This window comes from Variovorax sp. J31P207, from assembly GCF_030316965.1.
Lineage (GTDB): Bacteria > Pseudomonadota > Gammaproteobacteria > Burkholderiales > Burkholderiaceae_C > Variovorax > Variovorax ginsengisoli_B.
In genome coordinates this window covers 98,892-120,787 of record NZ_JASZYN010000007.1, presented here as the reverse complement: position 1 = coordinate 120,787, position 21,896 = coordinate 98,892, and the positions used below count along the sequence as shown (strand labels likewise).

General features: G+C 69.9%; 17 protein-coding genes. 8 read left to right on the top strand and 9 right to left on the bottom strand.

The genetic code is table 11. From position 1 onward, the window contains the following. Nucleotides 1–50: 50 nt before the first annotated feature. The gene (locus QTI68_RS23695) at nt 51–6,461 is read right to left on the bottom strand and encodes a non-ribosomal peptide synthetase (protein WP_286525040.1); all 6,411 of its coding nucleotides are present in this window, start codon (nt 6,459–6,461) and stop codon (nt 51–53) included. A gap of 279 nt (nt 6,462–6,740) precedes the next feature. Between QTI68_RS23695 and QTI68_RS23690 the strand changes: the two genes are divergently transcribed. After that, nucleotides 6,741–6,953 (top strand): hypothetical protein, encoded by a 213-nt coding sequence (locus QTI68_RS23690; protein ID WP_286525039.1) that lies wholly within the window; start codon nt 6,741–6,743, stop codon nt 6,951–6,953. Nucleotides 6,954–7,036: 83 nt separating this feature from the next. Here the strand turns inward: QTI68_RS23690 and QTI68_RS23685 are convergent, their stop codons facing one another. Together QTI68_RS23685 and QTI68_RS23680 are read right to left on the bottom strand one after the other, a co-directional pair. Next, nucleotides 7,037–9,274: an NADP-dependent isocitrate dehydrogenase gene (locus tag QTI68_RS23685; RefSeq protein ID WP_286525038.1), complete on the bottom strand. Its 2,238-nt coding sequence runs from the start codon at nt 9,272–9,274 to the stop codon at nt 7,037–7,039. Nucleotides 9,275–9,443: 169 nt separating this feature from the next. Then, nucleotides 9,444–10,232, bottom strand: a complete 789-nt coding sequence (locus QTI68_RS23680) for a hypothetical protein (protein WP_286525036.1) — start codon at nt 10,230–10,232, stop codon at nt 9,444–9,446. A gap of 206 nt (nt 10,233–10,438) precedes the next feature. On the opposite strand from QTI68_RS23680, the gene QTI68_RS23675 reads away from it, so the two are divergent. Then, a complete protein-coding gene (locus tag QTI68_RS23675) occupies nt 10,439–10,747 on the top strand; it encodes a DUF4124 domain-containing protein (RefSeq protein ID WP_286525034.1) in 309 nt (102 codons plus the stop codon). Between the two features lie 17 nt (nt 10,748–10,764). Here the strand turns inward: QTI68_RS23675 and QTI68_RS23670 are convergent, their stop codons facing one another. From QTI68_RS23670 to QTI68_RS23650, 5 genes are all read right to left on the bottom strand, one after another. Continuing rightward, the gene (locus QTI68_RS23670) at nt 10,765–11,379 is read right to left on the bottom strand and encodes an ABC-type transport auxiliary lipoprotein family protein (protein WP_286525032.1); all 615 of its coding nucleotides are present in this window, start codon (nt 11,377–11,379) and stop codon (nt 10,765–10,767) included. Further along, nucleotides 11,376–12,359 (bottom strand): MlaD family protein, encoded by a 984-nt coding sequence (locus QTI68_RS23665; RefSeq protein WP_286525030.1) that lies wholly within the window; start codon nt 12,357–12,359, stop codon nt 11,376–11,378. The genes QTI68_RS23670 and QTI68_RS23665 overlap by 4 nt, the downstream gene beginning before the upstream one ends. Beyond that, nucleotides 12,356–13,135 carry an ABC transporter ATP-binding protein gene (locus QTI68_RS23660; RefSeq protein WP_286525028.1) on the bottom strand — a complete coding sequence of 260 codons (780 nt, stop codon included), beginning with the start codon at nt 13,133–13,135 and terminating at the stop codon, nt 12,356–12,358. Before QTI68_RS23660 ends, QTI68_RS23665 begins: the two co-directional genes overlap by 4 nt. A gap of 1 nt (nt 13,136) precedes the next feature. Then, complete coding sequence (locus tag QTI68_RS23655; RefSeq protein ID WP_286525026.1) at nt 13,137–13,946, bottom strand: MlaE family ABC transporter permease; 810 nt, start codon at nt 13,944–13,946, stop codon at nt 13,137–13,139. A gap of 92 nt (nt 13,947–14,038) precedes the next feature. Next, nucleotides 14,039–14,230 carry a hypothetical protein gene (locus QTI68_RS23650; RefSeq protein WP_286525024.1) on the bottom strand — a complete coding sequence of 64 codons (192 nt, stop codon included), beginning with the start codon at nt 14,228–14,230 and terminating at the stop codon, nt 14,039–14,041. A 208-nt stretch (nt 14,231–14,438) separates the two neighbouring features. On the opposite strand from QTI68_RS23650, the gene QTI68_RS23645 reads away from it, so the two are divergent. The 6 genes from QTI68_RS23645 to QTI68_RS23620 are packed head-to-tail and all read left to right on the top strand — an operon-like array spanning nt 14,439 to nt 20,881. Continuing rightward, the gene (locus QTI68_RS23645) at nt 14,439–15,335 is read left to right on the top strand and encodes a branched-chain amino acid ABC transporter permease (protein ID WP_286525023.1); all 897 of its coding nucleotides are present in this window, start codon (nt 14,439–14,441) and stop codon (nt 15,333–15,335) included. Further along, nucleotides 15,332–16,408 (top strand): branched-chain amino acid ABC transporter permease, encoded by a 1,077-nt coding sequence (locus QTI68_RS23640; protein ID WP_286525022.1) that lies wholly within the window; start codon nt 15,332–15,334, stop codon nt 16,406–16,408. The genes QTI68_RS23645 and QTI68_RS23640 overlap by 4 nt, the downstream gene beginning before the upstream one ends. Further along, nucleotides 16,408–17,166, top strand: a complete 759-nt coding sequence (locus QTI68_RS23635) for an ABC transporter ATP-binding protein (RefSeq protein WP_286525021.1) — start codon at nt 16,408–16,410, stop codon at nt 17,164–17,166. Before QTI68_RS23640 ends, QTI68_RS23635 begins: the two co-directional genes overlap by 1 nt. 2 nt (nt 17,167–17,168) lie before the next feature. Next, nucleotides 17,169–17,954 carry an ABC transporter ATP-binding protein gene (locus tag QTI68_RS23630; RefSeq protein WP_286525020.1) on the top strand — a complete coding sequence of 262 codons (786 nt, stop codon included), beginning with the start codon at nt 17,169–17,171 and terminating at the stop codon, nt 17,952–17,954. A gap of 36 nt (nt 17,955–17,990) precedes the next feature. After that, nucleotides 17,991–19,184 carry an ABC transporter substrate-binding protein gene (locus QTI68_RS23625; RefSeq protein ID WP_286525019.1) on the top strand — a complete coding sequence of 398 codons (1,194 nt, stop codon included), beginning with the start codon at nt 17,991–17,993 and terminating at the stop codon, nt 19,182–19,184. Further along, nucleotides 19,181–20,881, top strand: coding sequence for an AMP-dependent synthetase/ligase (locus tag QTI68_RS23620; RefSeq protein ID WP_286525017.1), 1,701 nt, complete (start codon nt 19,181–19,183; stop codon nt 20,879–20,881). Before QTI68_RS23625 ends, QTI68_RS23620 begins: the two co-directional genes overlap by 4 nt. Nucleotides 20,882–20,899: 18 nt before the next feature. Here the strand turns inward: QTI68_RS23620 and QTI68_RS23615 are convergent, their stop codons facing one another. Continuing rightward, nucleotides 20,900–21,886, bottom strand: coding sequence for an NAD(P)H-dependent flavin oxidoreductase (locus QTI68_RS23615; protein WP_286525016.1), 987 nt, complete (start codon nt 21,884–21,886; stop codon nt 20,900–20,902). Nucleotides 21,887–21,896: the final 10 nt, after the last annotated feature.

Sequence of the window (21,896 nt, the reverse complement as noted above, 5' to 3'; positions counted from 1 at the left end):
CCGAGGGGGCCGCAGGCCGCCTTGGGGCGGCCCGGCGCCGGCCTGAGCTGTCAGGCGCGCTTGAACAGCCGCTTGAGCCAGCCCTTCGGCTGATTCGCCGACTCCTCGACCGGCGCCGGTTCGCCCTCGGGCAATGCGATGCCGCGGGCGAGTTGCGCCAGCGACTCGAAGATCATTCGCCGGGCTTCCAGCCGGACACCGCTGCGGCGGTGGAAGGCGATGACGGCCCGGCTGACCTGGAGCGAGTCGCCGCCGAGGTCGAAGAAGTTGTCGGTGCGCATGACGGCGTCGCCGTCCACCCCCAGCAACTCGCACCAGATCGCGGCCAGGGAGCGCTCCGCCGGCGTCGAAGGCGCATCGGCGGCGCTCGCCTGGGGCCGCTGTTCGGCCCGTGGCGCCGGCAGCGCGAGCCGGTCGACCTTGCCGTTGGGCAGCAGCGGCATGGCGTCGAGCGCGACGTAGTGCTGCGGCAGCATGTAGTCGGGCAGCTTGATACGCAGATGATCCCTGAGGGCCGCAGCGTCGAGGTCGCCGCCGCGCAGGACGACATAGGCCACCAGGCGCGCATCGCCGGGGCGGTCTTCGCGCGCCATGACCAGGCACTGCGCGACATCGGCATGCGCCTGCAGCCGGGCTTCGATCTCGCCCGGCTCGATGCGATGGCCGCGCACCTTGAGCTGGAAGTCGAGCCGTCCCTGGTGCTCGAGCAGGCCGTCGTGGCGCCAGCGCCCGCGGTCGCCGGTGCGGTACATGCGCGCCTGCGGGTCGGTGCCGAAGGGGTCGGGGACGAAGCGTTCGGCGGTCAGTTCCGGCCGGTGCAGGTAGCCGGTCGCGACGCCTTCGCCGCCGATGAAGATCTCCCCCGACACGCCGGCCGGGCAGCGCTTGCCCCGTGCGTCGAGCACATGGATGGCGGTGTTCGCGATCGGGCGGCCGATGGCGATGGTCTGCGCGTCCGGCGGCACCCTCCAGCAGGTGGACCAGACCGTGGTCTCGGTCGGGCCGTACAGGTTCCAGAGTTCGCTGGTCCGCGCCGAGAGCTGCCCGGCCAGCTGCGGACTGAGGCTCTCGCCGCCGACCAGCGCCTTGAAGGACGGCGAGCCGTGCCATCCGGCATCGATCAGCAGCCGCCAGGTCGCGGGCGTGGCCTGCATCAGCGTGGCCCGCGACCGGGCGAGCAGCGCGCGAAGCGCCTCGCCGTCGACGGCCTGCTCGCGGGTCGCGAGCACCAGGGTCGCGCCGGCGAGCAGCGGCAGCAGCAGTTCGAGCACCGCGATGTCGAAGCTCAGCGTGGTCACGGCGACGACCACATCGTCCTGTGCCAGACCGGGTTCGCGCTGCATCGACAGCAGGAAGTTCACCACGGCGCGGTGCGGCACCACCACGCCCTTGGGCTTGCCGGTGGAGCCCGAGGTGTAGATGACATAGGCCGGGTCCTGCGGCCGTGCGTCGCGCGCCGCATCGGCCGGCAGGGCGGTGGCGGGCTGCGCCAGCAGTTCTGGCTGGGCCTGGTCGAGCAGCAGCATCGGCACGGCCAGGTCCCGCCACGGCGCGGCGAGAGATTGCTCGGTCACCAGCAGCGTCAGCGCGGCGTCGAGCGCCATGTCGTGCAGCCGCTGCAGCGGATAGGCCGGGTCCAGCGGCACATAGGCGCCGCCGGCGCTCAGGATCGCGAGCTGTGCCACCACCATCGCCGGCGTGCGCTGCACGCAAAGGCCCACCAGGCTGCCCCGTTGCACGCCGCGCGCGCGCAGCACGCGGGCCAGGCGGCGTGCCCGCGACCAGAGTTCCGGGTAGTCCAGGGTGCCGCCGGGCATCTGCGCGATGGCGGTGCCGGGCGCCTCGCAGCGGGCTTCGAGCAGGCGGTGCAGGGTGAGCTCGCGCGGACAGGCGCGCTCGGTCCGGTTCCAGGCCGCGAGCCGGGCCAGGTCTTCGGGGCTGGCGGCCGCATGGTCGTGCAAGGGCCGTTCCGGCTGCGCGATGAAGCGCCCGAGCAGATGCATGTAGTTGTCCAGGATCGCCTGGGCGGTCTCGGGTGTGAACAGCTCGGTCGAGTAGGTCAGGGAGATCGCGTGCTCGCGCTCGGTGTCGATCGTCAATTCGAGATCGAACAGCGTCGCGTGCAGGTCCGTGCGCAAGACGCTCGCCTCGAGCCCCTCGAACTCCGAGCGCTTGCGCGGGGTGTTCAGCACGTTGAACAGCACGCGGATCTCGGGCGCCCGGGTTCCGGCCCGCTGCTTGTGCAGGCTGTCCATCAGGTAGTCGAACGGGATGTCCTGGTGCGTGAACGCCGACAGGCAGGTCTCGCGCACCTGCTGCGCGAGTTCGTGGAAGCTCTGCGTCGCGCGCACCTGGCTGCGCAGCGCCAGCGTGTTGACCAGCGAACCGACCACTTCCTCGGACTCGATGCGCATGCGCCCCGCGATCGGCGTCCCGACCACGATGTCCTCCTGCCCGCAATAGCGCGACAGCATGGCCTGGAATGCCGCCAGCAGCGTCATGAACGGGGTGAGGCCCACGCTGCGGCTGAAGCGCTGGATGCCGGCCAGCCAGTCATCGGGCAAGGCCAGCCGGACACGCTCGCCGCGGCTGCTGTGGCGCTGCACCGCGGCAGTGTCGGAGCTCAGGTGCAGGGGGCTCATGCCGGCCAGCTGGCCCAGCCAGTACTGCGTCTGGCTGGCGAGCATGCGGTCGCCGATGTGGGCTCGCTGCCAGCTGGCGTAGTCGACGAAATCGAAGGCGCGCGGACCCTCGCTGCCGGCGTCGCCGCGCAGCTCGGCGGCGTACAGGTCCTGGAGTTCCCGCAGCAGGATGTTCCATGACCAGTCGTCGCCGATGATGTGGTGCATCACGAGGACCAGGACGTGGTCGTCGGCGCCGAGCCGCATCAGGACGAAGCGATGCAGGGGCCCGCTCGCCAGGTCGAAAGGCGCGTTGGCGATGCGCCCGGCATGGCCTTGCATCGCGCGATCGCGATCGCTCTCCGGGACGTCCGACAGGTCGAGCTCGATGACGTTGGCCGGCTGCACCTTGCCGATGAAGGCCGCGGGTTCGGTGTCCACGAATTCGAAGGTCGTGCGAAACGCCTCGTGCCTGGCGACCAGGCGGTCGAAGGCCCGGCGCAGCGCGGCGCGGTCCAGCGGTCCGCGCAGGCGCATCGTGTCGCGCATGTTGTAGGCGGCGCCCTCGGGGTCCAGCTGGTTCAGCACCCACATGCCGCGCTGCGAGAACGACAGCGGCAGGGGCCCCGAACGCGAGACGAGCTCGATCGGCGCCAGCGGCGCGGCGGCGTCGGCGGCCGGACCGGAGGCCAGCTGGCCCACGGCCTGGGCCATCTGCTCGATCGTCGGGTGATCGAAGATTTGCCGCAGCGGGAACTCCACCCCCAGGGTCGAACGGATCCGCGACACGATCTGGGTGGCGAGCAGCGAATGCCCGCCCAGGTCGAAGAAGTTCGCGCGCATGCCGAAGCCCGACTTGCCCAGCACATCGCTCCAGATGTCCAGCAAGGCGGATTCGATCGGCGATCGCGGCGCGAGCCGGTCGAGCGTCGACGCATCGGTCTCGGGGCTGGGAAGGCGGCCCCGGTCGAGCTTTCCGTTGGCCAGGCGCGGCAGCTCCGGCAGCATCACGAACGCGCTCGGGATCATGTAGTCGGGCAGCCTGGACTTCAGCGCCGCGCGCAGGGAGTGCGGATCGGCGGGCGCTCGGGGCACCACGTAGGCGACCAGCTCCTTGCGGCCGGCGGCCACTTCGCGCAGGACCACCGCGCTCACTTGCACCTGCTCGCAAGCCGACAGCGCGGACTCGATCTCCCCGAGTTCGATCCGGAAGCCGCGCAGCTTGACCTGGTCGTCCTGGCGCTCGATGAACTCCACCACGCCATCGTTCAGCCAGCGCGCCGAGTCGCCGGTCCGGTACATCGTCTCGCCTGGCCGGAAGGGGTTGGGCACGAAGCGTTCGGCGCTGAGTTCGGGGCGGCGGTGGTAGCCGCGCCCGACGCCGAGGCCGCCGACGTACAGCTCGCCGGCCACGTTGACGGGCTGAGGCTGCAGTTGCGCATCGAGCACGTACAGCTGGGCGTTGGCGATCGGACGGCCGATCGGAACGATCGCCCGCTCGGGCAAGGGCTCGCCGACCTCGTACCAGGCGCTGTCCACAGTGGCTTCGGTGGGGCCGTAGAAGTTGCCGAGCCGGACGCCCGGCAAGGCCTGGCGTAACGACACGGCCAGCGCGCGGTCCATGGCTTCGCCGCCGCTCAGCACGTAGCGAAGGCCCGGGCAGGCGGTGCGGTCCATCTCGCCCAGCATCACGCGCAGCTCGGACGGCACGAACTGGGCAACGCTGATGTCCTCGTCGCGGATCACCTCGGCCAGCCGGCGCATGTCCTGCTGGACACCGGGCTCGGCGATGACGAGCGTCGCGCCGCAGCACAGCGGCGAGAAGAACTCCCAGAGCGAGGCGTCGAAGCTCGACGAGGTCTTCTGCAGCACGCGGTCGCCCGCCGTCAGATCGAGGGCGTCGATCATCCACAGGACGTGGTTGCTCAGGCCGCCGTGCATCAGCTGCGCCGCCTTGGGGGTGCCGGTCGAGCCGGAGGTGTAGATCAGATAGGCCAGCTGGTCCGGGCGCGACGGGGCGGCCTGTTCGGCCTGGGGCTGCCGCGGGACTTCGCCGCCGTCGTCCGGAACCACCAGGGTCCGGGCCGGCACGGCGGTGTCGATCTGCCGCAGCCGATCCGCCAGGGCCGCCTGCGCCAGCACCACTGCGGGCGTCGAGTCGTCCAGCATCGCCTGCAGCCGCTCGGTCGGGTGGGCGGGGTCCAGCGGAAGAAAGACGCCGCCGGCCTTGAAGATCGCCATCAGGGCCACCGCCATGCCGATGCAGCGCTGCATGCAGAGGCCGACGACCACCTCGGGCCCGACGCCCAGCGCGCGCAGTTCGCCGGCGAGCCGGTCCGACAGCAGGTCGAGCTCGCGGTAGCTGGTGCTGCGTGCGCCGGAACGCAGCGCGACGGCCTCGGGCGTCGCTCGCGCCTGGGCTCGGAAGAGGTCGTGCACCGGCAGCTCGCGCGCCACGGCGGGGAGCCGGTGGTTCCATTCGACCAGCATCCGATGCCGCTCGGCGGCATCCATCAGCGGCAGGCGGTCCAGCGGGCCGTCGGGATCGGCGACGATGCCGCGCAGCAGATGGACGAAGTGCGACGCCAGCCGCTCGATGGTCTGCGCCTCGAACAGGTCGGTGCGGTACTCGAACAAGGCCTCGAGTCCGGCGCCGGACTCGACCATCGTCAGCGAAAGATCGAACTTGGAGGTGCGGGCATGGACGCGGACCTGCTCGTTCGCGAGTCCGTCGAGTTCGAGCAGGCGATGGGGAAAGTTGTCGAGCGCGAACGCGACCTGGTAGAGCGGATTCCGGCTGGCATCGCGTTCCGGGCTCAATTCGGCCACCAGCCGATCGAAGGGCATGTCCTGGTGGACCAGCGCCGCGCGCGCGGTCCGGCGCACGCGTCTCAGCAATTCGGTGAATCCGCTCCCGCCTTCGAGGTGGTTGCGCATGACCACCGTGTTGGCGAAGTAGCCCACCAGATCGCGCAGCTGGGCCTCTTGGCGCGCCGCCACGGGGACACCGACTGCGATGTCGCTCTGCCCGCTGTAACGCATCAACAGCACGTTGAACGCCGCCAGCAGCGTGGTGAAAGTGGTGGCGTCCTGCTGCCTCGCCAGGGCCCGGAGGTCGGCGGCGAGCGCGGGATCGATGGCCAGCGACAGGGTCCGGCCCTCATAGGCCATCTGCAACGGCCGGTTGTGGTCGGTCGGCAGGTTCAGGGTCTGCAGCTCGCGCAGGTTCTCGCGCCAATAGGCGAGCTGGGCCTGCAGTCCATCGCGTTCGAAGCGATGGCGCTGCCACTGCACGCAGTCGGAGAAGCGCAGCGGCGGCGCGGCCAGGCCGGCGTCATCGCCGCCCTGGGCATAGAGCTGGCCGAGTTCGCGGCGGATGACGCTCATGGACCATCCGTCGGCCACGATGTGGTGCACGATCAGCACCAGGACATGATCGTCGGGTGCGATCCGCAGCAACTCGGCGCGCAGCAGCGGGGCGCTCGACAGGTCGAAGGGCTGGGCGATGCTGGCGCCGATGCGCGCCAGGAGCGTGGTCCCGGCGGTGTCTGCCGGCCCGAGCTCGACCTGCCCCAGCCTGAAGCGCTGCTGCGCCACGGGCGCCGGCAGGACCCTCTGCCGGGGCGCTTGCCCGGAGGTGTGGAACTCGGTGCGCAGGCTGTCGTGGCGGGCGATCAGCGTGCGCAAACTGCGTTCGAGCACTTCGGCATCCAGGGGCCCGCGATGCCGGCTTGCCGAATGGATGTTGTAGGGAGCGCCCCCCTCGGCCATCTGATCGAGGAACCACAAGCCTTCCTGCTGGAACGACAGGGGGGCGCTCTCTGCCGAGAAGTCGGACAAGACTTCTCTTGACGCTAGTGGTTGCTCACACATGGAATGCGTAACATTTTAGTACACATTAATCCAGCGTGAATCGACCCGGCGTCAGACAAGCTCCCTGGGTCCTGAAAGGAAGCGTCCTCAGTGGTGACAGCGTTTCGCACGGTAATGCAGCGGCAGTCGCGCCGGCATCACCAGAAAGGAGGTTGACATGAGGATTTTGCAGAAAGATGTGTACTTAAGTTTCGAAATCGTTCATTATTGCCGCCCATTAGGCAATTGCCGGCTCAGAGCAACCCAATGGACTCTCCACTCCCTGCTGACAACCCCGCGTTCCATCGATGGACCGAGGTCACCGATGCCTTCGCCAGGGAATTCAATCGCCTCCAGGCCGGGGACCAGGGCGCGCTGGCCGAGGTGCGACGGCTGTCCGGGGAACTGCAGCGCATGGGCCGGGCGCTCGGGCTCGAAATGCCGACCGCCTCGAGCCGCCCGCCATCCTTCTCGAAATGAGGGCGGACGGCCAAGAAAAAGGCCCGCCGAAGCGGGCCTGGATCGTGGTGCCGACCTGAACCAGCGGTCGGCGGGGTGCTCGCTCAGGCGGCCGCGGAGGCCAGCGCCGCGTTGAGGGTGGCGCTCGGCCGCATGACGGCCGCGGTCTTCTTCGGATCGGGCATGTAGTAGCCACCGATGTCGGCCGGCTGCCCTTGCACCGCCTTGAGTTCGTCGACGATCTTCTGCTCGTTGGCGGCCAGGGTCTTGGCCAGCGGCGCGAAATGCGCCTGCAGTTCCTTGTCTTCGGTTTGCGCCGCCAGGGCCTGGGCCCAGTACAGCGCCAGGTAGAAGTGGCTGCCGCGGTTGTCGAGCTCGCCGGTCCTGGTCGACGGGCCCTTGTTGTTGTCGAGCAGCATTCCGGTGGCGGTGTCGAGCGTCTCGGCCAGCACCTTGGCCTTCTTGTTGCCGGTCTTCTGGCCCAGGTCCTCGAGCGACACGGCCAGCGCCAGGAACTCGCCGAGCGAATCCCAGCGCAGGTGGTTTTCTTCGACCAGCTGCTTGACGTGCTTCGGTGCCGAGCCGCCGGCGCCGGTCTCGAACATCGCGCCGCCGGCCATCAGCGGCACGATCGACAGCATCTTGGCGCTGGTGCCGAGTTCCATGATCGGGAACAGGTCGGTCAGGTAGTCGCGCAGGATGTTGCCGGTGACCGAGATGGTGTCCTTGCCGCGGATCACGCGCTCGAGCGTGTAGCGCATGGCGCGCACCTGCGACATGATCTGGATGTCCAGGCCCTTGGTGTCGTGGTCCTTCAGGTAGGTGTGGACCTTCTTGATGAGCTCGGCCTCGTGCGGGCGGTACTCGTCGAGCCAGAACACGGCCGGCATGCCCGACAGGCGGGCCCGGTTGACGGCCAGCTTGACCCAGTCGCGGATCGCCGCGTCCTTGGTCTGGCACATGCGCCAGATGTCGCCGGTCTCGACGTTCTGCTCGAGCAGCACCTCGCCGGTGGCGATGTCGACGATGCGGGCCACGCCGTCTTCGGGCACCTCGAAGGTCTTGTCGTGCGAGCCGTACTCTTCGGCCTTCTGCGCCATCAGGCCGACGTTGGGCACGGTGCCCATGGTCACGGGGTTGAAGGCGCCGTTGGTCTTGCAGAAGTTGATCATCTCCTGGTAGATGCGGGCGAAGGTGCTCTCGGGCATCACGGCCTTGGTGTCCTTCGGACGGCCGTCCGGTCCCCACATCTTGCCGCCCAGGCGGATCATCGCGGGCATCGAGGCGTCGACGATGACGTCGTTCGGCGCGTGCAGGTTGGTGATGCCCTTGGCCGAGTCGACCATCGCCAGCTCGGGGCGGTGCTCGTGGCAGGCGTGCAGGTCCTTGACGATCTGGTCGCGCTGCGAGGTCGGCAGGTCCTTGATCTTGTCGTAGACGCTCGACAGGCCGTTGTTGACGTTGACGCCGAGTTCATCGAACAGCTTGCCGTGCTTGGCGAAGGCGTCCTTGTAGAAGACCTTGACCGCGTGGCCGAAGACGATCGGGTGCGACACCTTCATCATGGTCGCCTTGACGTGCAGCGAGAACATCACGCCGGTCTCGCGGGCGTCTTCCATCTCGTCCTCGTAGAACTTGAGCAGCGCCTTCTTGCTCATGAACATGCTGTCGATGATCTCGCCTTCGAGCAGCGCGACCTTCTTCTTCAGCACGATGGTCTGGCCGCTCTTGGTGACCAGGTCCATCTGGACGTCGCGCCCCTTGGCGAGCGTCAGGCTCTTTTCGCCGGCGTAGAAGTCGCCGCCGTGCATGTGCGAGACGTGGGTGCGCGAGGCCGGGCTCCACTTGCTCATCGAGTGCGGGTTCTTGCGCGCGTTGCGCTTGACGGCCGCGGGGGCGCGGCGGTCGGAATTGCCTTCGCGCAGCACCGGGTTGACCGCGCTGCCGAGCGCCTTCGAATAGCGCGCCAGCAGCGCCTTCTGTTCGTCGGTCTTGGGATCTTCGGGGTAGTCGGGGATCTTGTAGCCGCGCGACTGCAGTTCCTTGATGGCTGCCAGCAATTGGGGCACCGAGGCACTGATGTTGGGCAGCTTGATGATGTTGGTGTCGGGCGACTGGGTCAGGCGACCGAGCTCGCCCAGGTTGTCGGGCACCTTCTGCTCGGGCGTCAGGAATTCAGGGAACTCCGCCAGGATGCGGGCTGCCACCGAAATGTCGCTGGTCGCGACCTCGATCCCTGCCGGCGCGGCGAACGTCTGGATGACGGGCAGCAGCGAGGCCGTGGCCAGCAGCGGCGCCTCGTCGGTGAGGGTGTAGATGATCTTGGATTGAGCGGTAGCCATTGTGTGACCTCTGGAGCTTGGCGGATGTGCGGGATGCCCGCGGCAGGCAGGTGGCCGCGGGCCGTCGTTTTCGACGCGCGCTAGTCTACTTGAGGGGTGTTTCGCCTCGTGGTAGAGGGTCTAAGGGCAGAGCATGGATCGTGCCGATCCGGATGCTCTCGATGGCGACTCAGCCCATCAGGCTGGGGTTGCGGCGCGCCTCGTCGATCTGGCGCTGGCGAATCGCTTCGCGGCACTGGCCCAGATGCGCGCTCCTGGGGTCCGCGCATCGGCTGTTGACGCAGATGGCGCGGGCGAAGAAGTTGCTGCCGCTGCAGGCGGCCAGCGGGTTTCGCTCGGCGCGGACGGCCGCCGACTGGGCCGCCACCTTCCGGGTTCGCGTCGGTGCGTTGCTCTCTGCGGCCACCGCCTGCGCGGGCTCGGCTTCTTCGTTGGCCATCGCTGCCGGCGAGCGGCTGCCCGACACGATCGCCACCTCGCCTTCGCTCAGGCCGAGGTCGCCGGCCGCCAGCCGCGAGGGTTTGGGCTTGGGTGCGGCGTGCGGAGGTGCCGGGGCGGCGACGGCCGCGGCGACCGCGGCCTGCGGCGCCGTGCCCGGCAAGCGCGATTGGTACCAGCCGGCAAAGCCGACGAACAGCAGCAGCGGCGGCAGCAGCGCCAGGCGCATGACGTTGGTCAGCGACTTCACGGCCGGTGCCGGCGCTGCCTTCTGACGCACCGCGCGCGGCTCGGGCGCCGGGTCGGCCTCGTCGCGGACCGGCAGCGGACAGCCGCAGGTGCGGCAGCGCGCGTCGCTCTGGTGGTTGACCGTCTGGCAGAACTCGCAGGTCGCGAAGTCCGTCGGGGCACGGCGGACCCACATCTCCACCAGGTCGCCGACCTGGACGTACGCCACCGGCCGCTGCACGGCGGGCCAGACGGCGGTTTCGGGAACGATATGTCGATGAAACGGGTTCATGTGAGCGGCCCGAACTTGAAGGAATTCTTTTGTAGTACAGACTGCGCGTCTTGTATGTCAGCGTCTACCGGAACGGCGTCGCGACGTTGCGCAACGCGCACAAGGGCGTGAGATGTTTGTCACGATTTGTCTCGCCTACTTGTGACAATTTGCTTCAAGCTTTCGCCGGCTCGGCCTAGGATTGCCGAAACATTCGAAAGCGACCCATGGCCTCTCCGGTTCTGCCCCTGTTTCGAACGATCGCCGTCTTGAGCCTCTGTGCGGCAAGCACGATGGCAGCGGCCGAGATTCATCGCTGCAAGGATGAACGCGGCCAGACGGTCTTGTCCGACCGGCCCTGCGGATCGGCGTTCTCCGGCCAGCCGCTGCAGTCGAACACGCTGGGCACCGGTGCCGACCGGCTGGCCGCGCCGCAGATGCACAGCGTCCGCGCGCGCGAAGGCGGCGGGCAGTACGACTTCATCTCGGACAGCCGGACGGGCGAGCGCGCCTCGGAAAAGCAGGCACTCAAGTAGGACCGACGCGGACCCGTTCAGGGCGCCTTGGCGACCAAGGCTGCCGCATCGGCGGCGACGCGCCGCAGCAGTTCGGTCACCGTGGCGGCTTGCGATTGCGGCGTGTCCGCATCGCCCGCGATGTCGTACGCGAACCCGCCGCCCTGCAGCAGGCGCGGCACGCGTTCGGTGCTCCACAGCATGATGCGGGCGCTCGCCTTCAGGCGCCGTTCGCCGCGCACATAGTCCATGCGCGTCAACACCACCTGCAGCGACGCTGCGGGCGACTGTTCGCTGCAGTTGGCCTCGCACAGGCGCCAGCCGGGCAGGCGCTCGCGCAGCGCCGCATTGAATTCGCGCCCGACGCTGACCTCGATCCGCTCGGCCCAGAAGGCATCGGGCCATTCGCCCAGCGTGCTGGCCTCGGCCCGGTAGCGCACGCGGCGTGCCACCAGGTATTCAGGAATCTCGGGCCGTCCCACGGCCAGCACGCGCGGCGTGCCCGGCGCGGCCGGCATGGTGGTGGCCGCCGCCGAGGAAACCGCCGGCGGCAGTGTCAGCAGAATCGGCGGGGGCGCCGAGGCACAGCCCGCCAAGAGGGCCGCCAGCGCGGCGTGCAGCGGCCAGGCCGCCCATCGTGTCAGTGCAGTCATTGGCGTGGGTTCCCGAAGATGATGGCGTTGGGCCGCTCCTCGAGCTGCTCGCTCAAGGAGCGCAGGCTGCGCGCCGCCTGTGACAGATCGCTGAGCGTGGCGTCGAGGTCGCCGCGCAAGGGGGCGCCGGGAGCCGCCATGTCGGCCAACCGCTCCATCGCCAGCTTGGCGGTCTCCGACGCCTGGCGGGCGCCGACCAGGGTGCGCTGCAGTTCCGGCTGGGCCGCCAGCACCGTTTGCTGGGAGCTGTCGGCCAGCTGCGTGATCGCTTTCAGCGTCGCCTGCGAGCTGCCCTGCACCTGCCGGATAGCCTCGGTCGCGACGGCCAGGGTCTTGCGCGACTCGACGGCGGTGAGATCGAGTTGCCGGGCGGCGCCGCCGAGCACGCCCTGGGCGCTGTCGAGCGTCTTCTGCACCGACGCCAGCGTCGCCTCCAGGGCCTGGATCGCCTGGCGCATGTCGGCCACCGTGTCGCGCAGCGGCAGGTTGGCGACCTGGTCGATCAGGGCGCCGAAACGGTCGGCCACCGCCGGGATCTCGGTGGCGCCCGGGCCGCCGAGCAGCGTGTCGGGCGTGTCCGGCAGGAAATCGAGCTCGATGGCTTTCTGGCCGGTCACGATGCTCTGCGAGGCCAGCCGGGCGCGCAGGCCGCGCTGCACCAGCACCGTCAGGTCGGGGACCTTGTCCTTGGCGTCGGTCAGGCGCAGCGCGCTGGGCTGCAGCCGCAAGGTGACCGGGACCGTGGTCTTGAGCGAGATCGGGTCCATGAGGATGCCGATGTCGGTCACCTGCCCGATCGTGACGCCCCGGAAGGTCACCGGTGCGCCCACCGACAGCCCGCTCACGTTGCCCTGGTAGAACACGCGGGCGCTTTGTTGCCGGGTGAAGAGGTCGTTGCCGCTGAGCCAGAGGATGGCCGCGACCGTGATCACGAAGGCGGCGACGACGAAGCCGCCGATCAGCAGGGCATTGCGTTTCATGGGGTGGCCTCGGTTGCGGCAGGCGCGACCGGCGGTGGCACCTCCCGATGGAGAAAGGCATGCACCGTCGGGTGCACGTCCTGCCGGGCGAGTTCGCGCGGGCAGCCGTGGGCGATTGGCCGCTTGCTGTCGGCGTCGAGGAAGATGCCGTCGTCCGCGATCGCGAACAGGCTCGGCAGTTCGTGGCTCACGAAGACCACGGCGGCACCGGTGCGGTGACGGATGTCGAGGATGAGGTCGTCGAGCCGGCGCGAACTGATCGGGTCGAGGCCGGCCGAGGGCTCGTCGAGGAACAGCAGCGGCGGCTCGGCGGCGATGGCGCGCGCCAGGCCGGCGCGCTTCTTCATGCCGCCGCTGAGCGAAGCGGGATAGAAGTTCGCGAACTCGCCCAGTTCGACCCATTCGAGCACTTCGCGCGCCTTGGCCTCGCGCTGCTTCGCGTCGAGCCGGGTCTGGCGCGAGAGCGGCAGGCAGACGTTTTCGAGCACCGTCATCGACGACCACAGGGCGGCGCTCTGGAACAGCATGCCGAAGCGCGAACGCAGGGCGCTGCGCTGGGCGTCGTCGCTGGCCCAGAAGTCGACGCCGTCGTAGGTGACCGTGCCGGCGGCCGGCGGCAGCAGGCCCACCAGGTGCTTGAGCAAGGTGCTCTTGCCGCAGCCGCTGCCGCCCATGACGGCGAAGATGCAGCCCTTCTCGACCTTGAGCGAGATGTCCTTCTGGATCAGGCGGCTGCCGAACTGCATGACGAGCTGGTCCACGGCGAGCAGGCTCATGTCAGATGTCCAGGGCGTTGGCGCAGACGGCGAAGATGGCGTCGAGCACGATGATGCCCACGATGCTGGTCACCACCGCGCCGGTGGTCGCGACACCGACACCGGCCGCGTTGCGCTGGGCCCGCAGGCCGTAGTAGCAGCCGACCATGCCGACCAGGGCGCCGAAGGTCACCGACTTGCCGATGCCCAGCCCCAGGTGGGTCCAGGTGAGCGACTCGGCCGTGCGCTGCAGGTAGGCGGTCGCCGACAGGTCGAGCATCGCGGCCGCGACGATCATCCCGCCCAGCAGGCCGGCCACGCAGGCGAAGATGTACAGCAGCGGCATCATCAGCAGCAGCGAGCCCACCCGCGGCAGCACCAGGAAGTCGATCGCGGTCAGGCCCAGCACCTCGAGCGCGTCGACCTCCTCGTTGGCCTGCATGGTCGCGATCTCGGCCGCGAAGGCGGCGCCGGTGCGCCCGGCGATGACGACCGCCGTGATGATCGCGGCCATTTCGCGCGCGACCGCGATCGCCACCAGGTCGGCGACGAAGATGCCGGCGCCGAACTTGGCGAGCTGCACCGCGCCGACGAACGCCAGGATCGCGCCCACCAGCAGGTTCACGACCAGGACGATGGGCACCGCCCGCGCGCTGCAGTCGGCCAGGACGCGGCCGAGGTCCTCGCGGCGGAAGGTCCAGTGCCCTCGCATCGCGGCGCCGGCCGACAGCAGCACCTCGCCGAGAAAGCGCACCGGCCGCTCGAGCGGGCCGGCGGCCGACCGCAGCAGGGTGCCGAGGGTCTGGCGCGGGGAGAGTGAGGACTGGGGCATTCGACGGACTGCGGTGGGTCCGTCCATGGTAGCAATGCTTCAGGTCGTGGCGGTGGCTCCGCACCGCTCGCGGCGGCCCGACCGGGCGCCGGCTACCACTCGCCGACTTCGCGCAGGCGCTGGTCGGGCTCGAGCTGTTCGAGCCGCTCCCGGGCCCGCAGGGCCCGGCGCCGATCGGTCCCGACCAGCGTGCCCAGCTTGCGCGACAGCGCCTCGGCGATGGAACGCCGCGCCGTGGGCTTGGGCGTGCGGCCGGCGCGGATCGTGCGGATGCGGCTGTTCATGGTCGTTTCCTTGGCTGAGTTCCGATGATCCTCAACATCGGCGACTTGTCCATGACAGAACAGGGCCTTCGGAAAAATCCGGCCCTTCGTTCGTGCATATCGCACACCCGCCGTGCCCGCGCGGACCCTGGGACTAACCACTAGAGACGCGGGCCCCCCCATGTCCTTATAGTTTGCCGATCGTTTAGTTAACGATCGTTAGGACACAATGGGTGCATTCGATTCAGCGTCGCTGTCGCAGTTCGTCCAACTGGGCCTGCAAGGCGTTTCAACCGGCGCCATCTACAGCCTGGTGGCGCTCGGGCTGGTGCTCGGCTACAAGGCCACCGAAGTGCTGAACTTCGCCCATGGCGACGTGCTGATGCTGTCGTCCTTCGCGGCCTGGTACTTCATCGCCGAGGCCGGGCTGTCGTTCTGGATCGCGCTGCCGCTGGTGGTGCTGCTGGCGGCACTGCTGTGCTGGCTGCTCGAGGCCCGCGTGATGCGCGCCATCGTCGGCCAGCCGCAGTTCGCGGGCGTGATGCTGACCATCGGCATCGGCTTCATGATCCGCGGCGGCACCAGCATGGTGTTCGGTCCGGACTCGCGCAGCTACCCGACGCCCTGGACCGGGCACACCACCACGCTGGGCGGCGCCATCGTCGCCGACCTCAACCTGGTGATCATCGCGGCGGCGCTGGGCGTGACGGCGCTGCTGTTCGTCTTCCTGCAGCGCACCGCGCTCGGCGTGGCGATCCAGGCTTCGTCGCAGAACCAGCTGGCCTCCTACCTGTGCGGGGTGCGCGTCAAGCGTCTCAACTCGCTGGTGTGGGCGATCTCGGGGGCCATCGCGGCGCTCTGCGGCATCCTGCTGGCACCGATCTCGCTGGTCGACCTGAGCCTGTGGTTCGTGATGCTGAAGGCCCTGGCGGCCCTGGTGCTCGGCGGCTTCGGCAGCGTGCCCGGGGCCATCGTCGGCGGCCTGCTGATCGGGCTGATCGAGCAGTTCTCGGGCGTCTACCTGCCCGACGGCTTCAAGGACGTCATGCCCTACCTGGTGCTGATCGCCGTGCTGGTGTTCTTCCCGCGCGGGCTGATCGGCGAAGCGCACGGGAGGCGGGTATGAGCCGGGCCACCTACCAGACCAGCTATGCCGAAGGGCGGGCGCTGCTGCGCACGCGCGAGCAGCGGCTGCTGTACGGCGCGCTGGCGGCGGCGCTGGTGCTCGCGCCGTTCGCGATCCCGACCTTCTATGTCGGCGAGGCCTCGTTCATCTTCATCATGTGCATCGCCAGCCTGGGATTGATGACCCTGACCGGCTTCACGGGCCAGGTGTCGCTGGGGCAGGCGGCCTTCCTCGGCATCGGCGCGTACACCCACGCGCAACTGCTGACGCTGGGCCTGCCGCTGCCCCTGTCGCTGCTCGCCGCCGCCATCACGGCCGGGCTCGCCGGGCTGGCGGTCGGCCTGCCGGCGATCCGGGTCTCGGGCCTGCACCTGGCGGTGGTGACGCTGGCCTTTGCGATCGTGACCGAGCACGTCGCCGGCCGGTGGAAATCCGTGACCGGTGGCCACAGCGGCCTCGCGGTGCCCGACCCCGTGCTGTTCGGCTTCAGCCTCGGCGGACCGCTGCCCTTCTATTTCCTCTGCCTCGCGATGCTGGCGCTGGTGCTCTGGCTGCTGCTCAACCTGATGCGCTCGGCCACGGGGCGCGCCTTCGTCGGCGTGCGCGATTCCGAGGCCGCGGCCCAGGGCCTGGGCATCCACGTGGCGCGCACCAAGGTGCTGGCCTTCGTGATCTCCGCGGCCGTGTCGGGCCTGGCCGGCGCGCTGCTGGCCCACCAGACTCAGTTCATCACGCCCGAGAGCTTCGGCCTCGCGCTGTCGCTGCAACTGGTGTTGATGGTCTTCATCGGCGGCATGGGCAGCCTGCGCGGCGCGATCTTCGGCGCCCTGCTGATCGGCATGCTGCCGTCGCTGATCTCGCTCGCCAAGCCGCTGCTGCCGGCGCGCATCGGCAGCCAGTTCGGGCTCGAGCTGTTCGTCTATGGCGCGGTGCTGGTGTTCTTCGTGCTGCTCGAGCCGCGCGGCATCAACGGCCGCTGGGTCCGCATCCGCAGCGCGCTCGACGAGTTTCCGCTGCGCCGGCGCGGCGGCTTCCGGCGCCAGAAGGCCTACATGCGATCGGAGCGTGGCTGATGGCGTTCTTCGAAGTCGACCAGTTGAGCCTTTCCTTCGGCGGCGTGCGCGCGGTGCGCGACGTCAGCTTCGAGGTGGCGCAGGGCGAGGTGTTCGCCATCATCGGCCCCAATGGCGCCGGCAAGACCTCGGTGTTCAACCTGATCACGCGGGTGTTCGACGCCAGCGCCGGCTCGGTGCGGCTGCTGGGCCGGGAGATCACCGGCGTGGCCCGGCACGACGTGGTGCGCCATGGCATCGCGCGGACCTTCCAGAACATCGAGCTGTTCGAGGGCGCGACCGTGCTCGACAACCTGATGCTGGGCCGCCACTGCGCCCCGCACGGCAGCCTGCTGGCGCAGCTGTTCGACCTGCCGGTGGTGCGCCGTGCCGAGACCGCGACGCGCGAAGTGGTCGAGGACGTGATCGCGCTGCTCGACCTGGCGCCGCATCGCATGAGCCTGGTCGCCGGCCTGCCGTACGGCATCCGCAAGATCGTAGAACTGGGCCGCGCGCTGGTGGCGGGGCCGAAGCTGCTGCTGCTCGACGAACCGGCCTCGGGCCTGAACCCGGAGGAGACCCACGAGCTGGCCCACTGGATCCGCGACATCCGCGATGCGCTGGGCATCACCGTGGTCATGGTCGAGCACGACATGTCGCTGGTCTCGGCCGTGGCCGACCGCGTGCTGGTGATGGAGCAGGGCCAGGTCCTGACCTCGGGCACCCCTGCCGAGGTGCAGTCCGATCCGCGCGTCATCGCCGCTTATCTCGGAGCCTGAACATGACTGCACTGCTGAGCGTGCGAAACATCGAGACCTGGTACGGCCCGGTCAACGCCATCCGCGGCATCAGCCTCGAGGTCCAGCCCGGGCGCATCGTGGCGGTGCTGGGCGCCAACGGCGCCGGCAAGACCACGCTGCTCAACACCATCGCCGGCGTGATCGACCCGGCCAAGGGCAGCATCGAGTTCGAGGGCCGGCGAATCGACGGCCGCGACGCCGATGCGGTGGCGCGGGCGGGCGTGGTGCTGGTGCCCGAGGGGCGGCAGGTGTTCACCTTCCTGACCGTGCTGGAGAACCTGCGGATGGGCGCCTTCGCCCGCCGGCGCGACCCCGAGGCGAAGCGCGACATCGAACGCGTGTTCGAGTGGTTTCCGCGCCTGCGGGAGCGCCAGGGGCAGGCCGCCGGCCTGCTGTCGGGCGGCGAGCAGCAGATGGTGGCGATCGGCCGCGCCTTCATGGGTCGGCCGCGGCTGCTGCTGCTCGACGAGCCCTCGCTCGGGCTGTCGCCGCTGTTCACCAAGGAGATCTTCGCCATCGTGCAGCGCATCCGCAGCGAGACGAACACGGCCGTGCTGGTGGTCGAGCAGAACGCCGCGATCGCGCTGGCGACCGCCGACGACGGCTACATCGTCGAGCTCGGCCGCATCGTCGCGGCCGACAGCTGCGCCAGGCTGCGCGAGCGCGACGACGTGCGCGACTTCTATCTCGGCGGCGCCGGCGGCCATGCGGCGCCCGGCGCCGCGCAAGCCGCCCGGCCGCAGCGCCGCAGCGCCAGCTGGCGCTAGGGCGCCTTCATCTTCGATCACTTCAGGAGACATCCCATGAGCCTTCGCCGTCGTACCCTGCTCCGCTCCGGCCTGGCCGGCCTCGCCCCCGCCTTTCTCGGCGCGCCCGCGCGTGCCGCCGGCGTCAGCAGCGGCGAGATCGTGCTCGGCACGCACCTCGACCTGTCGGGCCCGGCCGCCATCACGATGCCGCCGATCCGCAACGGACTGCAGATGCGTGTCGACGAGGCCAACGAGGCCGGCGGCATCCATGGCCGCAAGCTGCGCTTCGTGATCGAGGACAACGGCAGCCAGCCGCCACAGGCGGTGCGGGTGGTCGACAAGCTGATCCGCCGCGACGAGGTCTTTGCGCTGCTGTGCCCCTTCGGCTCCGGCCCGGGCGTGGCCACGGTCAAGAAGACGGTCGATGCCGGCGTGATCTGCTTTGCGCCCTACGGCGCGGCGGCGCTGATCCGCAAGGCCTCGGGCGACTCGCCGCTGCTGTTCACGGCCAACCTGCACTACGACACGACCACGGCCGCGGGCCTGAAGTGGACCCTCGCCAAGCTGGGCAGCAAGAAGGTCGGATTCATCTACCAGGAAGGGCCGTTCGGCGACCTGGTCGGCAAGGGCGTCAGGGAGGGCCTGGCCGCCAAGGGGATGGCGCTGGCCGCCGAGGCCGGCTACAAGGTCGGCGACATCGATTTCTCGTCGCAGGTGGCGCGCATGCGGGCCGCCGGCGTCGACCTGATCGTGGGCGCGACCACCACCCGCGAAACCATCGCGGTCGCGGCCGAGGTCAAGAAGCTGGGCTGGAGCGGGGTCAACGTGCTGACCGCGAGCCCGGGCCGTGCCGGCACCACGCTGAGCATCGGCAAGGCGTCGGTCGAGGGCCTGTACGGCATCGGCGGCTGGCGCATCACGCCGGCGTCGGCGCAGGGCCCGGCACTCAAGCGCTGGTCCGACAGCTACCGCAAGCGCTTCAACATGGAGCCCGACGATGTCGCGCTGGTCTTCTACGACTATGCCTCGTGGTTCATGCAGGGCCTGCAGGCGGCCGGCAAGGACCTCAACACCGCGGGCCTCGTGAAGACGCTGCAGGCCTCCAGCTTCAAGGGCGAATCGTCCTACGAGACGCAGCACTTCAAGGACAACCACGTCGACCCCGAGTGGTGCCGCGTCGAGCAGGTGGTCGACGGCCAGTGGCTGCCGCGCTCGGAGATCATCGACCCGGCCAAGAGCAGCCTGTGAGCGCGGCGGTGACGATGACGCTGCCGCAGGCCTGGCTGGCGCGCTGCCGGGCCCAGCCGGATCAGGTCGCGATGCGCCACAAGCGGCGCGGCATCTGGCGGGCGGTGACATGGGGCGAGTTCTTCGCGCAGGCGCAGGCCATCGGGCTGGCACTCGACCGGCTCGGGCTGGTGCCGGGGGAGGTGGTGTCGATCATCTCGGAGAGCCGGCCCGAATGGCTCCATGCCGACATGGCGGCCCAGGCCATGGGCTTCGTCAGCCACGGCGTCTACCCGACCTGTCCGGCACGCCGCGTCGGTCGGCAGCTGGCCGACGCCGGCTCCCGCGTGGTGTTCGTCGAGAACGCGGCGCAGGCGGCCAAGGTGCTGGCCTCGGCCGCGCGCCTGCCCCGACTGGTCCGCGTGGTCGCCTTCGACGAACGTGGCGTTCGAGAGCTTGGCGATGCCAGGGTGGTCGGCCTCGCGGCCTTCCTGGCGGCCGACGAGGCGGCGCCGGCCGCACGGTTCGAGGCGCGCATCGCGGCCGGGCAGGGCGGCGACACCGCCTTTCTCGCCGGCACCGCGGGCACCACCGGCACGCCGCGCCTGGCGGCCTTCTCGCAGGCGGCGGCGATGGGCCAGGGGGCCGCGATGCAGGTGGCGCTGGGCACGCGCGACGGGGATCGCAGCCTGTGCTTCGTGCCCTTGGCCAGCGCGGCCGAGCGCGTGCTCGCGGCGGTGCTGCCGGTGCTCGGCCACGGCCTGGTGCATTTCCCGGAGAGCCCGGCCACGGTGGCCAACGACCTGCGTGAGGTGGAGCCGCACTGGGTGCATGCGCCGCCGCGTTTCTGGGAAAAGCTGCAGGCGCGCACCGAGAGCGCCGCGCTGCTCACCGCGCCGCGCGAGCGCCGGCTCTATCGCCGCAGCATCGATGGCACGGCCGGCGGCTGGCTGGCGCGGGCGGCGCGCAGGCACGTGCGCCGGTCGCTCGGACTGGCGCGGGCGCGCCAGGTGTTCAGCGGCGGGGCGCTGGCGGCGCCGGCGCTGGCGCAGTGGTATGGCGCCATCGGCGTGCCGCTGGTCGACCTCTATGAAAGCGCCGAGACCTGCGGGCCTTGCCTACTCGGGCCGTCGGTGGCGCGCATCGCCGGCGATGGCGAGCTGCAGCTCAGGCCGGTGGCGCCGCTCGCCGGCTACTGGCGCGAGGGTGCGCTGCAGCCACCCGCGCTGTCGCACGATGGCTGGCTGCACACCGGCGACCTGGCGGCGGCGGGCGAGGACGGCGTGCCGCGCGTGGTCGGGCGGCTGTCGGAGTCGTTCGCGATGGCCTCGGGCGATCGGGTGGCGCCGGGCGCCATCGAGGCGGCGCTGCTGGCCAGCAGCTACATCGCCGGCGCGATGCTGGTGGGCGAACAGCGCAGCCACTGCGCCTGCCTCGTGGCGCTCGAGGAGGAGAGCGTGCTGAGCTATGCGCAGAGCGAGGGCATTCCGTTCACCGACTACGCCAACCTGGTCGCCAAGCCCGAGGTGCACGCGCTGGTGCAGGCGCAGATCGACCGGCTCAATGCCGCGCTGGCCGAAGGCCTGCGCATCCGGGGCTTCGGCGTGCTGGCGCGCACGCTGTCGGCCCAGGACGAGGAGCTGACGCCGGCCCTTCGCATCCAGCGCCAGATGGCGCAGCGCAGCTTCTCCGGGCAGATCGAGGCGCTCTACGGCTGAAGCGACAGCGCCGAAGCCCTAGGCCGGCTGCGCCGCCAGCATCCCGGCCAGGCGCGCGGTGATCAGGCCGTGGGCCTGGTCCATGATGCGGTCGATCAATTGCTTCACGGTCGGCACGTCGCGGATCAGCCCGGCCACCATGCCGCAGCTCCAGGCACCGGCGTCCATCTCGCCCTCGACCATCACGCGCGGATAGACACCCGCCACCTGGTCGTAGACGTCGGAGATCTGCAGCGCCGCGCCCTTCTCGCGCTCGATCTCCAGGATGCGCTCGACGCCGGCGTTGTTCAGCACCCGCTCGGTGTTGCGCAGCGGGCGCATCACCAGGCGGGTGTCGAGCTCGCTGGCCTTCACGATCGCCTGCTTGACGTTCTCGTGCACCGGCGCCTCCTGCGTCGCGATGAAGCGCGTGCCCATGTTCATGCCGTCGGCGCCGAGCGCCAGCGCCGCCACCAGGCTGCGGCCGTCGGCCATGCCGCCCGAGGCGACGAAGGGAATGCGCAGCTCTTCGGCGGCGCGCGGCAGCAGGATCATGTTGGGCAGGTCGTCCTCGCCCGGATGGCCGCCGCACTCGAAGCCGTCGACGCTGACCGCGTCGCAGCCGATGGCCTCGGCCTTGAGCGCATGGCGCACCGAGGTGCACTTGTGGATCACCTTGATGCCGGCCGCCTTGAGCGCCGGCATGTGGGCCTCGGGGCTGCGGCCGGCGGTCTCGACCACCCGGATGCCGCCCTCGGCGATGGCCGCGATGTACTCGGGGTAGGGCGGTGCCGAGAAGGTCGGCAGGAAGGTCAGGTTGACGCCGAAGGGCTTGTCGGTCATCTCGTGGCAGCGGGCGATTTCCTTCGCGAGCAGCTCGGGCGTCTTCTGGGTCAGGCCCGTGATGAGCCCGAGTCCGCCGGCGTTCGAGACCGCGGCGGCCAGCTCGGCGAAGCCGACGTAGTGCATGCCGCCCTGGATGATCGGGTGCTGGATGCCGAAGAGTTCGGTGATGCGTGTCTTCATGTTCGTGTTC

Bases quoted from the DNA above. Each gene is read 5' to 3' on its own strand.
- QTI68_RS23680 (WP_286525036.1), bottom strand. From the start codon at position 10,232: ATGAACCCGTTTCATCGACATATCGTTCCCGAAACCGCCGTCTGGCCC.
- QTI68_RS23675 (WP_286525034.1), top strand. From the start codon at position 10,439: ATGGCCTCTCCGGTTCTGCCCCTGTTTCGAACGATCGCCGTCTTGAGC.
- QTI68_RS23655 (WP_286525026.1), bottom strand. From the start codon at position 13,946: ATGCCCCAGTCCTCACTCTCCCCGCGCCAGACCCTCGGCACCCTGCTG.
- QTI68_RS23670 (WP_286525032.1), bottom strand. From the start codon at position 11,379: ATGACTGCACTGACACGATGGGCGGCCTGGCCGCTGCACGCCGCGCTG.
- QTI68_RS23615 (WP_286525016.1), bottom strand. From the start codon at position 21,886: ATGAAGACACGCATCACCGAACTCTTCGGCATCCAGCACCCGATCATC.
- QTI68_RS23685 (WP_286525038.1), bottom strand. From the start codon at position 9,274: ATGGCTACCGCTCAATCCAAGATCATCTACACCCTCACCGACGAGGCG.
- QTI68_RS23690 (WP_286525039.1), top strand. From the start codon at position 6,741: ATGGACTCTCCACTCCCTGCTGACAACCCCGCGTTCCATCGATGGACC.
- QTI68_RS23665 (WP_286525030.1), bottom strand. From the start codon at position 12,359: ATGAAACGCAATGCCCTGCTGATCGGCGGCTTCGTCGTCGCCGCCTTC.
- QTI68_RS23645 (WP_286525023.1), top strand. From the start codon at position 14,439: ATGGGTGCATTCGATTCAGCGTCGCTGTCGCAGTTCGTCCAACTGGGC.
- QTI68_RS23630 (WP_286525020.1), top strand. From the start codon at position 17,169: ATGACTGCACTGCTGAGCGTGCGAAACATCGAGACCTGGTACGGCCCG.
- QTI68_RS23660 (WP_286525028.1), bottom strand. From the start codon at position 13,135: ATGAGCCTGCTCGCCGTGGACCAGCTCGTCATGCAGTTCGGCAGCCGC.
- QTI68_RS23650 (WP_286525024.1), bottom strand. From the start codon at position 14,230: ATGAACAGCCGCATCCGCACGATCCGCGCCGGCCGCACGCCCAAGCCC.
- QTI68_RS23635 (WP_286525021.1), top strand. From the start codon at position 16,408: ATGGCGTTCTTCGAAGTCGACCAGTTGAGCCTTTCCTTCGGCGGCGTG.
- QTI68_RS23625 (WP_286525019.1), top strand. From the start codon at position 17,991: ATGAGCCTTCGCCGTCGTACCCTGCTCCGCTCCGGCCTGGCCGGCCTC.
- QTI68_RS23640 (WP_286525022.1), top strand. From the start codon at position 15,332: ATGAGCCGGGCCACCTACCAGACCAGCTATGCCGAAGGGCGGGCGCTG.